This window comes from Bacillus sp. MYb56 (genome assembly GCF_002976445.1).
Classification (GTDB): Bacteria; Bacillota; Bacilli; order Bacillales; family Bacillaceae_G; genus Bacillus_A; species Bacillus_A mycoides.
In genome coordinates this window covers 114,788-129,653 of sequence record NZ_PCOH01000003.1, presented here as the reverse complement: position 1 = coordinate 129,653, position 14,866 = coordinate 114,788, and the positions used below count along the sequence as shown (strand labels likewise).

Below are 14,866 nucleotides of genomic sequence, written 5' to 3'. Positions count from 1 at the left end.
GGGTGTGTTTAAATGGAAAAGATAAAAAATGTTTTCCAATCGTTGAAAACGTGGCATAAGTTAGTAATTGGTGCTGCGCTCTTAGCGATTGTAACAGGAGCACTTTTATACTTCACCTTGCCAGATAAATATGTTGTTGTATATCAAAATTTAAACGATACAGATAAGCAAGAGATTACAGCAGAATTATCGAAGCTAGGTGTTGATTACCAATTAGCAGCCGATGGTTCGATTCGAGTGCAAAAGAACGATGCTCCATGGGTTCGAAAAGAAATGAATGGAATGGGCTTACCGTTTAATTCAAAAAGCGGTGAGGAAATTTTATTAGAAAGCTCGCTCGGTTCAAGTGAGCAAGATAAGAAAATGAAGCAGATTGTCGGTACGAAAAAGCAATTGGAGCAAGATATTGTACGAAACTTTGCGGCAATTGAAACAGCAAATGTTCAAATTACATTACCTGAAAAAGAAACCATTTTCGATGAAGAAAAGGCAAAGGGAACAGCAGCAATTACTATTGGTGTGAAACGTGGACAACTATTAACAGCTGATCAAGTTGCGGGTATACAGCAAATGATTAGTGCAGCCGTTCCAGGTGTGAAAGCAGAAGAAGTAAGTGTTATTGGATAGTAAAAAAGGTGTTATCTCAAAAGGAGCAGATGCAGCGCAATCTAATAGTTCCTCTTCTTATGAAAAAGAAGTTGAGATGCAACAACAAATTGAAGGCAAATTAAAGCAAGGTATTGATGCGACGTTAATGACGATGTTTAAGCCAAATGAATATAAAGTGAATACGAAAGTCTCTGTAAATTATGATGAAGTTACACGTCAGTCAGAAAAATATGGGGATAAAGGTGTACTTCGCAGTAAACAAGAGCAAGAGGAAAGCTCTACTGCGCAAGAAGGGGCGGATACGAAGCCAAGTGCTGGTATTACAGCGAATGGTGAAGTGCCAAACTACGGTACGAACAATAATCAAAATGGTAAAATCGTCTACGATAATAAAAATGGTAACAAAGTTGAAAATTATGAAATAGATAAAACAGTTGAAACGATTAAGAAACATCCAGAATTAACGAAAACAAATGTTGTTGTATGGGTAGATAATGATACGTTAGTAAAACGAAGAATTGATATGACGACGTTTAAAGAAGCAATAGGTACAGCAGCTGGACTTCAAGCTGATCCGAACGGAAACTTTATAAATGGTCAAGTTAACGTTGTAACTGTTCAGTTTGATCAGCCGAAAGTAGAGAAAGAGAAAGAACCAGAAGAAAGTGGTATTAATTGGTGGTTATTCGGTGGAATTACAGGTGGATTGTTAGCGCTTGGTGGCCTATTATTATGGTTCTTCTTAGCAAGACGTAAGAAAAAGAAAGAAGAAGAGGAATATGATGAATACTTAGCAGAAGAGGAAGTTGCTGCTAGTAGTGAAAGCATTATGGAAATTCCTGAAGAGAAAATAGTACCAGAGCCAAGAAAAGAACCAGTAGAACCGACAGAACCTACATTAGATGACCAAGTGCAGGAAGCTACGAGAGAGCATGTAGAAGGTACTGCAAAAGTTATTAAAAAATGGCTAAACGGATAGTAAGGGAGGAAAAACAATGTTAGATGAAATCTCCTCCAAAGAAAAAGCTGCCATCCTCATTCGTACATTAGACGAAGAGGTGGCAGCAAAAGTCATTGAATATATGACAGCTGAGGAAAAAGAAGTGTTACTTCGTGAAATTGCGAAGTTTCGTGTATATAAAGCAGAAACGTTAGAAAATGTACTAGGGGAGTTTCTGTATGAACTAAATGTAAAAGAATTGAATTTAGTGACCCCAGATAAAGAATACATTCGTCGTATATTTAGAAATATGCCAGAAGACGATTTGGAAAAATTATTAGAAGACCTTTGGTACAATAAAGATAATCCGTTTGAATTCTTAAATTCACTAACAGATTTAGAGCCACTTCTTACAGTGCTTAATGATGAATCGCCACAAACGATAGCAATTATTGCTTCTTATATTAAGCCTCAATTAGCATCTCAATTAATTGAGAGATTACCAGATCATAAGCGTGTAGAAACGGTAATGGGCATTGCGAAGCTAGAGCAAGTAGATAGTGAATTAATTAATCAAATTGGTGAGTTATTAAAAGCAAAATTAAATAATATGGCATTTAGTGCTATTAATAAAACAGATGGCTTGAAAACGATTGTGAACATTTTAAATAATGTTTCACGAGGCGTTGAAAAAACAGTCTTTCAAAAGCTCGATGAAGTTGATTATGAGTTATCTGAGAAAATTAAAGAAAATATGTTTGTCTTTGAAGACTTACTTGGTCTTGAAGATCTTGCACTTCGCCGTGTATTAGAGGAAATTACAGACAACGGTGTTATTGCGAAAGCAATTAAAATTGCAAAAGAAGAAATTAAAGAGAAATTATTTACATGTATGTCTTCAAACCGTAAAGAGATGATTTTAGAAGAGTTAGATGGCTTAGGACCGCTTAAGATGACGGAAGCTGAAAAAGCGCAGCAAACGATTACAGGTACAGTGAAAAAGCTAGAGAAAGAAGGAAGAGTTATCATTCAAAGAGGTGAAGATGATGTCCTTATTTAAAAACAGAATTCCGAAGAATTCTGTTTCTTTTTCTGAGGAAACGTATGAATTACAGTTTCCAAAGCCAATACCAGTTCACACTGAAGGGGAAATACAAGTAGATCATGCAGAACTTCTTGCGCAGCAAGATGCATTGCATATTGAAATGAATCAGCTAAGGCAGCATCAACAAACGTTAGAACGAGAGCATCAGCAGTTGTTGCAGGATAAAGAAGAGTTTCAAATGCATATTCATGAACAAATGGGACAGATGGAAGCAGCGCGTATGCAGTTTCAAAAGGAGCAACAAGAAACGGCATACGAATGGACTGAGTTATTATGGAATCAATCTTTTCAATTAGCAGAAAAAATTGTGAATCAAGCGGTAGATTCACGAGTATTAGACGTTCTGCCAATATTAACAGGTATCGTTCAAACTTTGCCTACTTCATTTGAAAAGTTAATTATAACGGTTCATCCAGAAACATTTGAGCGTATACAAGAAGAGAAGGAAAATACGAAAGAGTATTGGTTGCTACAATTAGTAGAATGGAAGTATGATTTTTCTTTACAGTTTGGCGAATTTGTTTTGGAAGAAGAGAAGGAGTTCTTTGAATTTAAATTTGCACCTATATTTGCGAAACTTCGTCATAAATGGGAAGAAGAAAAGTTGTTTGAGGAGCAAAACGTATGAACAATAAGCTCATGAACGAACATAATAAATGGAATACGTTTATTGAAACGCCGTTTTATACGAAATTTGGCAAAGTTCATAGTGTACAAGAGCAGTTTTTTGTAGCGAAAGGTCCGAAAGCGAAGATTGGAGATGTTTGTCTCGTTGGAGAACATAGCGTCTTATGTGAAGTTATTGCAATTGAAAAAGAAAACAATATGTTACTCCCATTTGAACAGACAGAAAAAGTGTGTTACGGAGATTCAGTTACATTAATTGCAGAAGATGTCGTTGTGCCCCGTGGTAATCATTTGCTTGGCAAAGTGTTAAGTGCAAATGGAGAAGTGTTAAATGAAGATTCTGAAAATATTCCAATACAAAAAATAAAATTAGATGCACCGCCGATTCATGCATTTGAGCGTGAAGAAATTACAGATGTATTTGAAACGGGAATTAAATCGATTGATTCTATGTTAACGATTGGAATCGGTCAAAAGATTGGTATTTTCGCTGGATCAGGTGTTGGGAAATCTACATTACTTGGAATGATTGCAAAAAACGCAAAAGCTGATATTAATGTTATTAGTTTAGTAGGTGAGCGTGGCCGGGAAGTAAAAGACTTTATTCGAAAAGAATTAGGCGAAGAAGGCATGAAAAAAAGCGTCGTTGTTGTAGCGACATCAGATGAAAGTCACCTTATGCAACTTCGTGCGGCAAAGCTTGCTACATCTATTGCTGAATATTTCCGTGACCAAGGAAATAATGTATTACTTATGATGGATTCGGTTACTCGTTTTGCTGATGCTCGCCGAAGTGTTGACATTGCAGTCAAAGAATTACCAATTGGTGGTAAAACACTGTTAATGGAAAGTTATATGAAAAAGTTATTAGAGCGATCCGGAAAAACACAAAAAGGGGCAATAACAGGTATTTATACAGTGCTAGTTGATGGTGACGATTTAAATAGTCCTGTACCAGATTTAGCTCGTGGTATTTTAGATGGACATATTGTATTAAAACGTGAGCTCGCAACTCTTAGTCATTACCCTGCCATTTCTGTACTAGATTCGGTTAGTAGGATTATGGAAGAAATCGTATCGCCGAAGCATTGGCAACTTGCAAATGAAATGAGAAAAATTTTATCTATTTATAAAGAAAATGAATTGTATTTTAAACTAGGAACAATTCAAGAAAATGAAGAAAATGCTTATATTTTTGAATGTAAAAATAAAGTGGAAGCTATAAATATGTTTTTAAAACAAGGTCGAACGGATAGTTTTCATTTTGAAGGTGTTGTCCAAGCAATGCACCATATTGTATAAGATCTCGTCCCTTGAGGTCTTATTTTTTTGTTTTTAATATTTCACAGATTTTTTTGTGAAAAAACTATATAATAGAAAAAGGGAACGTTATAATAGGAAGGGGCTATGAAAACGGGTGGATAAGCAGCAGTACGACACGATAAAATTGCAGATTAATCAAGAGAAAGAACAAATCTTGAAAGAAGTGTATGAACTAACAGCTGAAAAAAGAAAAATAGAACAAAAAAAAGAATATGATCTGTATGTTGTGAAATCACGTAGTAAAGTCGTACAAACTGGGCAACGTATTATGGCTGGTATGCTGTCTTCACATACATTTTCACCTGAAAGAATAGAAGAATGGAATCGAAAAATTAAAAAAACAGAAGGTTTTATTCAAAAAAATGAAAGCCTTTTAGAGCAAATAAAAGAAAAAGAACGTGTCCTTGATGAAATGTATCAAGAAGATTGTAAGAAGCTTGTGGAAGTAAAAGAAAAGTTAGAAGAAAAAATGCTTCTTGATTTAAAAATGTGTATGAACGGATGAGGTGGATGTAGTGATGCAATTTGTATTACCGGTGCAACAAAGTTTACCTCCGCAAAAAGAAAAAGGGCTAGAAATAAAATCGAAAAATGAAAATTCTTCATTTGATAATACAATGAGAATTGAAAATAAAAAGCAGCCGAAAACGGAGAAAACGAAACGAGAAGAAGCACCAATAGAAGAGAAAAAAGATTATATTCTTTCTAAAAAATCGGTAACGAAAGAAGAGCCTATTGTTAAGAAAGAAGAAAAAAAAGAGACAGAACAGTTATTATTATCTGTATCTGAGCAAATGGTTGCAATTGAGCAATTACGTGTGCAGTCAGAATTGTTATATCAATACATACAAAAAATACAAGAGTTATATAAAGAATACGGAAATATTAAACTGAACGAATTGCCCGCAGCTGAATTACAGCAATTACAAGAGCTTCTTTCAAACATAAATATTAAAAATGCCATATATTTAGAAGGTACAATGCAAATGACGTTAGACAAGGTGACGATGCCAGAGCAGATGTTGCAAGTATTAAAAGTCGTAGAATCAGAAACTTGTAATATTGCAAAGAAACAAGAAGAATTTAAAGACTTAGATGTAGATCTTCCGAAATCAGAGAGTGATGATGTAAAGATAGACTTGCCAGAAGTTGATACATTAAACGATTCGAGTTCTGCGGGTGTGGAGTTATTAAATAAAGCGACCAGTACCGATCAAATAGGAAAATCAAATGGTGGCGCTGAGAAGGTTTCATTGCCTGACTTAGGAAAGAAAATGGAAGCGCAAGTAGAGGCGCTACAAAAATTTGTAGTGAAAAAAGAACGCGTTTTATTCCAGCTAAATCCAGAAAAACTTGGTACATTAACTGTGTTTATGAAAAAACATGGAGACCAAATTGATGTTCATGTAGAAATGGAAAAACACGATGCGAAAAAACGTGTTGAAATCATTTTTGATGAATTGAAACTAAAGTTAAAAGAAAAAGAAATCAATATTCAAATTAGCTATTCAGATAAAGATGAAAATCGTAAAGAACAGCGAGAACAAGAGCAAAGGCAAAAGCAAAAATTAGCAAATACGAAACATGAGAAACAACAATCAAAAGAATTTGCGGGATTATTGGAGGAATAAAGCGTGCCAACAGTTGGATTAAATACAACGAGTACAAATCATATTCCGTTACAAGCAGGAGCGCAAAAAAGTAATGTACCTGTTAACGGTTTACAATCGCCAGTTCAACAAGCAAATGGAGTTTCAGCAGGAGAGCAAAAGACTCCTGGGGTAATGGGGAAAGATGATTTCCTAAAATTGTTTTTATCGAGTTTCCAGCACCAAGATCCATTTAATGCGATGGATATGAATCAAATGATGAACCAAACAGCGCAGTTATCTCTTATGGAACAAGTACAAAATATGACCAAAGCAGTTGACTCCTTAAGAACGACGATGTATTCGACAGCGCTTGATGGTGGAATGAAGTTTTTAGGAAAGTATGTAAGAGGTATTGACGGTGAAGGGAACAAAGTAACTGGTCAAGTAGAGACAGTTCGCCTTGCAGAAAATAACGATGTACAGCTCGTTATTAATAATAAAGTAGTATCTCTTCGTTTCGTTGAAAGAGTGTCTGATAAACAGATTGGAGACACGAATCCAGAAGATGTAAAGGAAGCCGATCAAAAAGTAGTTGAAGAAGTAAAAACAACAAATTCATAAGGAAGTGTCCATACATTATGATTAAAGCGTTATATACAAGTATTACAGGAATGAATGCAACACAAAATGCATTAAGTGTAACTTCAAATAATATTGCCAATGCACAAACAGTTGGTTATAAAAAACAAAAAGCAATGTTTGATGATTTATTATACAACAATTCAATTGGTGCAAAAGGTGATGATAGATACGCAGGGACGAACCCTAAAAGTATCGGTAACGGTGTAAAAATGAGCGGAACGGTTACGGATTATAGCGATGGTACAATTACGTTAACAGGTGGTAAAACACAAGCAGCAATGGAAGGTAATGGTTTCTTCGTTGTAGGTGATTCAAAAGCTGGAAATATGGAATTTACACGTAAAGGGACATTTGCAATATCTTCAGATTACTATATTACGAATACAGAAGGTCAATATGTATTCGCTTATCCAGCAGATCCATCAACTGGTAATGTTGACTTATCTGGTATCCCGGGACCATTGCAAATTCCAATGGGATCAGCAATCGGTGGTATTCGAACATCAAAAGGAGTCGTTGGAGGGAATATTCCAGCCGATGCAAAACAAATTACGCAAGAATTGCCTGTATACGATGATGCCGGTAATACATGGACAATGCGCGTGGAGTTTACACAAACTAGTGAACATAATTATAAATATACAGTAAAGATGCGTAACGACTCGAAGAAAGAAACAACGTTTAATGAGGTTCAAGGCGCAGGTGGTGATATGACGTTTGATGCAGTAGGAAAGCCAAATCAGCAAAATCCTGGAGCATCTATTCCATTTAATGGCGGCACAGTAAATTTAGATTTTAGTAAACTAACAAACCATCCGACAGAAAAAACATTAGCAGTAACAAACGTAGATGGTAGAGCAGCAGCGACTGTTAAAGATTGCTTTATTGCTGACGGTGGATATTTGATGGTGAAATATTCTGATGGAAGTATGAAAGCTGCGGGTCAATTAGCTGTTGCAATGTTCCCGAACGAAGGCGGCTTAATGAAAACTGGTAATGGTAACTATACAGCGACAAATACAACGGGTATTTTAGCAATGGGTGTATCTGGTCAAAATGGTGCAGGAAAAGTACGCGGTAGTGCACAAGAAGGTGCAAACGTAGATTTATCTGTAGAATTCGTTGATTTAATGTTATACCAACGCGGATTCCAAGGAAATGCGAAAGTAATCAAAATTTCAGATGAAGTATTAAATGAAGTTGTGAACTTAATTCAATAATAAATCGTAAAGAAAAATTGTAACGTAGTAGGAAGGGTTTTATATTCGTATGACAAGACAAGAGCGAATTTTACAATTGCCTTTTTTCGAAAATAAACGTGAGCTTGCTGAGCAAATGTTAAAAATAGAACGAGAAGAGCATGTATATTTACCAGATCAATTTGAAATCAAACAAGTGCCTCCATATTCGTTTGGTGAAAAACAAGCAATCATTGGCCGTATACACGAGTTTTACTTCGTAAGTATTGGTAGTAGTGGTGTTTGGAAGTATCAACTGTTTAAAGATGAGATGAAGTGCCGTGAGTTTTTTGTTATGTTGCCGGATATTACGGATCAGCAGCTTGCTTTTTGGTTCAATAACATTGAGTTGTTGAAAGGGGCTTAAAAGATTTCTTTTAGGTTTTGAGAGAGGGCCTAGCGATGAGTAGTAGCGGTCAGTGCCTATGAGTGGTTCGTGCATTGTTTAAGATGTGTGAACCGATAGTTTAGATGAATAACGATTATAGTTGTATTCATTTAAAGTTTTGAGAGAGGGCCCAGCGATGTTTAGTAGCCGTCAGTGCTTATGAGTGGCTCGTATGTTGTAAGACTAGAGATATGTAGTGGTTTTAAGGTAGTTGGAGAGGCTGGAATCCAAGTGTTTAGGTGGTGCCTCTTCGCTCTTTGAAGATATAGGGCCTATGAGCAGTGATTTGAAATAGATATAGATTAATTTAAGATAGTTGTGCTATGTTGTACAATTAGACTAAATTTATATAAAAGGAGAGGTGAGGAGGATGGCGCAGAATAAGTATCGCGTTACATTCATTTCGCCAAGTGAGGTTGAGCAACGTACTGTAATGATGGCGAGTAGTTTGCCTAATTTAATACGTCAAGTAGAGAGTATTATTGCAGATCTGAACGGTTATTTTGTAAATGATAAAAAGAATAATTGCTATTTTAAAGTGATTAAAGAAAATGTTACGTTTATTCAATATGAGTTACTATTTTCGGATAAGGAAATTCACATTGAAAAGTTAAAACATATAGCACCGGCGGTATTGAAACAATTATTTGAAAAAATAAACGATCCGGAATTATATGCACTTGCACTTCTTGATGTCGATATAGCGACAAAGGAATATGTGCTAGTAGAAATGAATCCAGAGCTTAGAGTGAGAGTGGAAACAGAGCTTTCGAAAAAATGGGAAGCGATGCCGACAGAAATTGTAGGAGCGCAAGAAGTGTTACTAGAAGCACTTGCTTCGTTTATACAAGATTAAACTTTACCAGTGTTTTTATTATTTTAAAACGGCAAGGCTCACGCAACTATCTATATTTTTCATATAGGTAGTTGACTTTTGGATGTTATTAAATCTTAATAATTAAATATACGGAATTAACGGAAGGGGAGCGACACCTTTATGTCACAAGCACAAAGTATTTTATTAGAAAGTGGAACAAACGAATTAGAAATCGTAACTTATACTGTGGGTGAAAATTTATTTAGTATCAATGTAATGAAAGTGCGTGAAATTATTAATCCATTCCCTGTTACAACTGTGCCGGAATCTCATCATGCAGTTGAAGGTGTTGTTCAAGTACGTGGCGAAATTTTACCTGTTATTAACTTAGCGACAGCTCTTAATTTAAAATCTACAAAGCCACTTGATCAAACGAAATTTATTATCTCGGAATTAAACCAAATGAAAGTTATCTTCCGTGTTGATGAAGTACATCGTATTCAACGCATTTCTTGGGAACAAATTGATGAGCCAGCTTCATTATCTATGGGACTAGAAGAAACGACGTCTGGAATTGTAAAACTAGATGGGAAAATTATCTTATTGTGAGATTATGAAAAAATTGTTTGCGAAATTAGTAACAGTGGTTATGACAATAAAACACTTTCAGGATTAGAGCAAAAAACAGATCGAGCTGAAAAGGTTATTTATATTGCGGAAGATTCAGCGATGCTTCGCCAAATACTAGAAGAAACATTATCAACAGCTGGATATACGAAAATGAATTTCTTCAGCAATGGTGCAGAAGCGTTAGCGCAAATTGAAAAACTAGCAAAAGAGCAAGATGAAAAAATGTTTGAACATATTCATCTGCTTATTACAGATATTGAAATGCCGAAAATGGATGGACATCATTTAACGAGGGTGATTAAGGATAGTGAAGTGATGAATCATTTACCTGTTATTATTTTCTCTTCTTTAATTACGAATGAGCTGTTCCATAAAGGTGAGGCTGTAGGAGCAAATGCTCAAGTGAGTAAGCCGGATATTCAAGAGTTAATTGGTTTGGTTGATAAGTTAGTGTTATAAAAAAGCTTTTTAGTTGGAAGAGGGAACTATCCTGTAGTACAGGGTGGTTCTTCTTTTTGTTCCATTTATGTAAAGAAAGAATGAGGGAGTGTTTCAAATATAGTTTTTGTTGTCTATAGTCACGGTTTTATTTGAAAGCGTCTTCTTGACTGGGGAATTGATTCTAGGACGTTTTTTATTATTTAATATGTAGAAATATTGAAATTGCTGTGTGTAGTTCAATTTAATTTTCATCCTGTATTCCTTACTTTTAGTATAAAGTTGAGTTTTTTATTTGGAAATATAGTGGTGAAATTACGTGATGGCGCAAATTTTCGGTGGAATTATATTGGAAATACCATATGATATAATCGGATAGATTCCTACTAATACGACTTTATACTATTTATATATATATTTTCTAAAAAGTTTTTCTATTGTTTTTTGATTTTTTTTGTAGATTTATCATTTGACGGACAATTTCGAAATGCTATAATGTTGATATGTAAAAATTTCTATTTTCTTGAAAGACATGGGGGTCATATGAGAATTGTGAAAGAATGAGGGGGAGTGACACGTATTATGTATCACCACACAGCAATCAATGTATTAAGTCTTTTAAAAAAAATGTCAAATGATAAAATGAACGATACGAAGTTGGGAGCGGAATTTCAAAAAATAGAGAAACAATTCCGCATAGAGTATGAAGAGCTAATAGATTTATATAATAGAATGGTATTATTTCAAATAGATATAGAGAAAAATGGTGGTATACGAGCCTACGAAAAATCAACGATTACATGGCTGAAGTCTGAACTAGAATTACTTTATGAAGTGTATCAATTTTGTCAACGTCACGGGTTAAACATCGCAAATATTTCAAAATATATTAGTAAAAATGAACTGAATCTTTTTCAAAAAACGGAAAGTCAATTGCAAAACACATATTATAAATTGAAGAAACAAGAGATACCGTTTGAAAATATTGAAAAACAAAAACCTGGGCGGAAACGTAAATATACATTTGCAAAAGAAACAACTTCTAAGATGAAACAGGAGAGAAAACAGGAAGTAATCGAAGAAATTCAAAATGAAGCAGATGAAAAAAAACTCGTAACAGTTATATCTGGAATTGTTGATAATTTTGAAACAATTAATCAACATGGTGAAGAAAAAGAAGGTGAATTACATAAGTTTATGAAAGGGATTTATAAACTTTCTAGCATGGCCGCAGAGCGTTCAAAAGATGAAAAAAACACACGTGGTCTTGAGGGTGAATTACAGTTACTACGAGCTGAAAATGATAAGTTAATACGAGAAAAAGAAGAACTCATTTACGATATTAAAGATTTAACGCAGTATCTGATTCATTTCATAACTAGCTCTGATATTGATCAACTTCGTACGTTACCGACTTTCGTAAAATGTTGTAAAAAAGATTTAAATAAACTTGGATTATATAACGCACAAGACGGTAAAATGAAAATAATGGTCGACCGTAGAGGGCAAGTTATGACAGTAACACCTTAAATATAGGATACAAAAAAGAACCTGTTTCTAAAAATCGTCAAAAACGATCTTTTGGAGACAGGTTTCTTATTTACTTTTATATTGTGAAAATATGTAAGTTTAAATAATTAACTGCTCATAATAAAACAACATAGATTCTTCATAACCTAAAGAAGAGTATATGTCTTTAAGTATTCATCCATAATAACCCATATGAAACACAACAACGAAAAAGGTGAATGTATGGATTCTTTTCATAAATGGTTACGAGGTGAAAAATCTTTTTCTACGCAGGAACAAGCTGACATTGTAATAAACGGTTCGGTTTCTTCTATGTCTTATAAACCTAGAGCAATTGTCCAAACTATTTAGCGGAATTCCAGAGCTAGTTATAAGAAGTTTTCCGTTGAAAAGCGGACAAAGAGTCACGCTCGTGTATATGGAGGGGTTAGTAGACAAAAATGTCATTAATACGGATGTTCTACGACCTCTCTTATTTCAAGAATGGAATGAAAAAGATTTTTGGGAGTCTTCAATTTCTATTGGGCAGATTAAGAAGGTAAAAAAATGATTAGAAATCGAATAGGCTATTTTACATGGTAAAAGCATTTTGCTTATAGATGGTCAGTACACAGCGTTAGAGTTAGACACGCAGGGGCACCTAAGAGGAGTATTCAGGAACCAACAACTGAAACTTCATTAAAAAGTTCACACGAAGGTTTTACGGAAGTAGCTAGCGAGAGTATTGCCTTCATTCGCTGATATATTCCAAATCGTGAATTGAAGGTGAAAGAGTTCACTGTTGGAGATCGGGCAAATTCAAAAATTGTTATGCTGTATTTAGCAGATGTTACAAATGAAACTGTCGTCCACGAAATGGCAAGTCGTATAAAATCAATCAACATTGATGCTATTCTCAGTACCGGTACATTAGAGGGACTCGTTGAAGATAATTCATATACACTATTCCCACAGTTTTCTATAACCGAACGTCCAGATACAACTTCGCATCATATTTTGAAGGGCCGAATTGCGATTGTTCACCAGGTGTGTTAATTGGTCCGATGACTTTTTTATCATTTTTTCAAACGATGGATGATTACAGCTTAAGGATAGCTATAGCATCATTTACATGGCTACTTCGCCTCACGGGATTATTTATTGCGATCTTTGCTTAGGCTCTTTATATTGCTATGATTTCCTTTCATTATGAAGTAATTCTTCTTAAAGATAGTCATTTGATTTATCTATTGCCGAGCGTACATTCGATGTAAATATGAAGAAAGATAAAGGGGAACTAGTTGCACTTATTATGATACAGCTAAATCATGATTTAAATGATCTAATTCATAAAGTACAAAGGCAGAAGCTAGATCCATTTGGATTTGGTGACTATGCACGTACTTTTCAATATGAGCATTGGAAAAAGTCGAAAATGAATGGCCGAATACATTTTCAGAAGCAAGTGTTAAAGTAACGCTGGTATTAAAGATTTTAGAAAGTGGGATTATTAAATGATTTCAACTTATAACAAATAGAGGACAGAAAAGTAACTGTCAAAATGTTTTAGCCATAAGTTTTAGGATTTAATTTGGCTTAATAGGAAATTCTATTGATAGCAAAGCCCTTATCTGATTTTAATTTTAGAAAGGAGAGAAACGGATGGAGTCAATATGGCTAGAGTATGCTTGGGCATTATTAATTCTAATCGGATTAGAAGGTTTGTTATCAGCTGACAATGCCCTTGTACTAGCAGTTATAGCGAAACATTTACCCGAAGAAGAGAAAAAAAGAGCTATAAATTACGGAATCATTATGGCCTTTGTATTTCGATTTGCAGCCCTATTTGCCATTTCATTTATTGCAAATGTTTGGCAAATACAAGCGATAGGAGCAGCCTATCTTCTTTATTTAGGATTGAAGCATGTCATTCAGGCGCAATTCGGAAAAGGCAATCAAAATATTCATAAGGACGATGAAAAGAAAGCGGCAGGTAAAAGCTACTGGTTCACAGTAGGGAAGATTGCATTAGCTGACCTCGCGTTTGCAATTGATTCGATATTAGCTGCGGTTGCTCTTGCTCTGGGGCTTCCGGATTCACCGCTTGACGATTTCGGAGGTATGGATGGAGGACAGTTCATTGTTGTACTTCTTGGAGGGATCGCTGGACTTATTTTAATTAAATTTGCGGCAACTTGGTTTGTTGGGCTTCTTGAGAAACGGCCAGCATTGGAAACAACGGCATATGCGATTGTTGCTTGGGTTGGTGTCAAACTAGCTGTAATTACACTGGCTCATGAGGACATTGGTATTTTAAATGATGATTTTCCGCACAGTACAACTTGGACTTTAATCTTCTATGGAGTATTAGTTGCCATCGCACTAATTGGTTGGTTTGCACCGGGAAATAAGTCAGCCGAAAATAATCCCGAAAGGTAAGTATCATTAACTGTATTTAGCGTTTTAAACATTTGTTCTTTTCTAATTTAAGGAATACGGAGTGAAACTATACTAATTTTTATTCAATATATAGTTTCTTTTTTTACATTAAAGAGAACGATTGGAGTAGAATCATTACTAAAAAAGGTCAGAGCATTATATGCTTTGTCCTTTTAGCACATTATTCGAAAGAATTTGCACTAATTGCAAATCGAACAGCTAAATCACGCATACGAGTCACAATTGTCACATTCGCAGGATTATCAGAAGCAGCATTTAACTTCTTACCAGTCGCTAAACGCTCCATCCCAACATTTATACTCTGCTCATTCTTATATAAAGCTAACTTAGCGTTCATACTTAAAACGTTTGTACTAATACGCATATTGGACACTCCTTATAGATTGATATATGGTCAGTATTCTAACGCTAATAAACGGCTATGAAGAGAAAAAAGGGCTTATGCTCACTTTATCTTTTGGTTTTCATACACAGGACGAGGATAAAATAAGCCCTGATCGCTTCTAAATATGGCTGGAGCTTCTCTCCAGGCTGAAAAGAAATCTATT

12 protein-coding genes and 4 pseudogenes are annotated in these 14,866 nt (G+C 35.0%); 15 read left to right on the top strand and 1 reads right to left on the bottom strand.

Going from position 1 to position 14,866, the window contains the following annotated elements; genetic code table 11:
- Positions 1-12 precede the first annotated feature (12 nt).
- From fliF to CQ058_RS05365, 15 genes and pseudogenes are all read left to right on the top strand, one after another.
- A pseudogene (gene fliF, locus CQ058_RS05435) lies at positions 13-1,588 on the top strand (flagellar basal-body MS-ring/collar protein FliF).
- Positions 1,589-1,604: 16 nt separating this feature from the next.
- Complete coding sequence (locus CQ058_RS05430) at positions 1,605-2,609, top strand: flagellar motor switch protein FliG (protein ID WP_002193142.1); 1,005 nt, start codon at positions 1,605-1,607, stop codon at positions 2,607-2,609.
- Positions 2,596-3,282, top strand: a complete 687-nt coding sequence (locus CQ058_RS05425) for a FliH/SctL family protein (RefSeq protein WP_105589515.1) — start codon at positions 2,596-2,598, stop codon at positions 3,280-3,282. Before CQ058_RS05430 ends, CQ058_RS05425 begins: the two co-directional genes overlap by 14 nt.
- Positions 3,279-4,583: a flagellar protein export ATPase FliI gene (locus tag CQ058_RS05420; RefSeq protein WP_002193140.1), complete on the top strand. Its 1,305-nt coding sequence runs from the start codon at positions 3,279-3,281 to the stop codon at positions 4,581-4,583. Before CQ058_RS05425 ends, CQ058_RS05420 begins: the two co-directional genes overlap by 4 nt.
- 115 nt (positions 4,584-4,698) lie before the next feature.
- The gene (locus tag CQ058_RS05415; protein ID WP_002193139.1) at positions 4,699-5,109 is read left to right on the top strand and encodes a hypothetical protein; all 411 of its coding nucleotides are present in this window, start codon (positions 4,699-4,701) and stop codon (positions 5,107-5,109) included.
- Positions 5,110-5,122: 13 nt separating this feature from the next.
- Entirely contained in the window at positions 5,123-6,235 is a 1,113-nt protein-coding gene (locus CQ058_RS05410) for a flagellar hook-length control protein FliK (RefSeq protein WP_105589514.1), read from the top strand.
- 3 nt (positions 6,236-6,238) lie between these two features.
- Positions 6,239-6,817: a flagellar hook assembly protein FlgD gene (locus CQ058_RS05405; RefSeq protein WP_105589513.1), complete on the top strand. Its 579-nt coding sequence runs from the start codon at positions 6,239-6,241 to the stop codon at positions 6,815-6,817.
- Between the two features lie 17 nt (positions 6,818-6,834).
- Positions 6,835-8,058, top strand: a complete 1,224-nt coding sequence (locus CQ058_RS05400; RefSeq protein ID WP_105589512.1) for a flagellar hook protein FlgE — start codon at positions 6,835-6,837, stop codon at positions 8,056-8,058.
- Between the two features lie 49 nt (positions 8,059-8,107).
- Positions 8,108-8,443, top strand: a complete 336-nt coding sequence (locus tag CQ058_RS05395) for a DUF3964 family protein (protein WP_002030948.1) — start codon at positions 8,108-8,110, stop codon at positions 8,441-8,443.
- A 391-nt stretch (positions 8,444-8,834) separates the two neighbouring features.
- Positions 8,835-9,320, top strand: coding sequence for a hypothetical protein (locus CQ058_RS05390; protein WP_002193135.1), 486 nt, complete (start codon positions 8,835-8,837; stop codon positions 9,318-9,320).
- 141 nt (positions 9,321-9,461) lie between these two features.
- A pseudogene (locus CQ058_RS05385) lies at positions 9,462-10,370 on the top strand (chemotaxis protein).
- A 561-nt stretch (positions 10,371-10,931) separates the two neighbouring features.
- The gene (locus tag CQ058_RS05380; protein ID WP_002189066.1) at positions 10,932-11,879 is read left to right on the top strand and encodes a DNA-binding domain-containing protein; all 948 of its coding nucleotides are present in this window, start codon (positions 10,932-10,934) and stop codon (positions 11,877-11,879) included.
- A gap of 222 nt (positions 11,880-12,101) precedes the next feature.
- A pseudogene (locus CQ058_RS32230) lies at positions 12,102-13,033 on the top strand (spore germination protein); the annotation flags it as partial.
- 101 nt (positions 13,034-13,134) lie between these two features.
- Entirely contained in the window at positions 13,135-13,335 is a 201-nt protein-coding gene (locus CQ058_RS05370; protein WP_003188425.1) for a Ger(x)C family spore germination C-terminal domain-containing protein, read from the top strand.
- A gap of 185 nt (positions 13,336-13,520) precedes the next feature.
- Complete coding sequence (locus CQ058_RS05365; protein ID WP_002189068.1) at positions 13,521-14,297, top strand: TerC family protein; 777 nt, start codon at positions 13,521-13,523, stop codon at positions 14,295-14,297.
- Positions 14,298-14,490: 193 nt separating this feature from the next.
- Here the strand turns inward: CQ058_RS05365 and CQ058_RS05360 are convergent.
- Positions 14,491-14,682 (bottom strand): annotated as a pseudogene (locus CQ058_RS05360) (flagellin); the annotation flags it as partial.
- Between the last annotated feature and the right edge of the window lie 184 nt (positions 14,683-14,866).

Excerpts from the sequence above, each read along its gene's own strand:
- CQ058_RS05430 (WP_002193142.1), top strand. The coding sequence starts at position 1,605 with ATGTTAGATGAAATCTCCTCCAAAGAAAAAGCTGCCATCCTCATTCGT.
- CQ058_RS05425 (WP_105589515.1), top strand. The coding sequence starts at position 2,596 with ATGTCCTTATTTAAAAACAGAATTCCGAAGAATTCTGTTTCTTTTTCT.
- CQ058_RS05420 (WP_002193140.1), top strand. The coding sequence starts at position 3,279 with ATGAACAATAAGCTCATGAACGAACATAATAAATGGAATACGTTTATT.
- CQ058_RS05410 (WP_105589514.1), top strand. The coding sequence starts at position 5,123 with ATGCAATTTGTATTACCGGTGCAACAAAGTTTACCTCCGCAAAAAGAA.
- CQ058_RS05400 (WP_105589512.1), top strand. The coding sequence starts at position 6,835 with ATGATTAAAGCGTTATATACAAGTATTACAGGAATGAATGCAACACAA.
- CQ058_RS05395 (WP_002030948.1), top strand. The coding sequence starts at position 8,108 with ATGACAAGACAAGAGCGAATTTTACAATTGCCTTTTTTCGAAAATAAA.
- CQ058_RS05390 (WP_002193135.1), top strand. The coding sequence starts at position 8,835 with ATGGCGCAGAATAAGTATCGCGTTACATTCATTTCGCCAAGTGAGGTT.
- CQ058_RS05380 (WP_002189066.1), top strand. The coding sequence starts at position 10,932 with ATGTATCACCACACAGCAATCAATGTATTAAGTCTTTTAAAAAAAATG.
- CQ058_RS05370 (WP_003188425.1), top strand. The coding sequence starts at position 13,135 with ATGAAGAAAGATAAAGGGGAACTAGTTGCACTTATTATGATACAGCTA.
- CQ058_RS05365 (WP_002189068.1), top strand. The coding sequence starts at position 13,521 with ATGGAGTCAATATGGCTAGAGTATGCTTGGGCATTATTAATTCTAATC.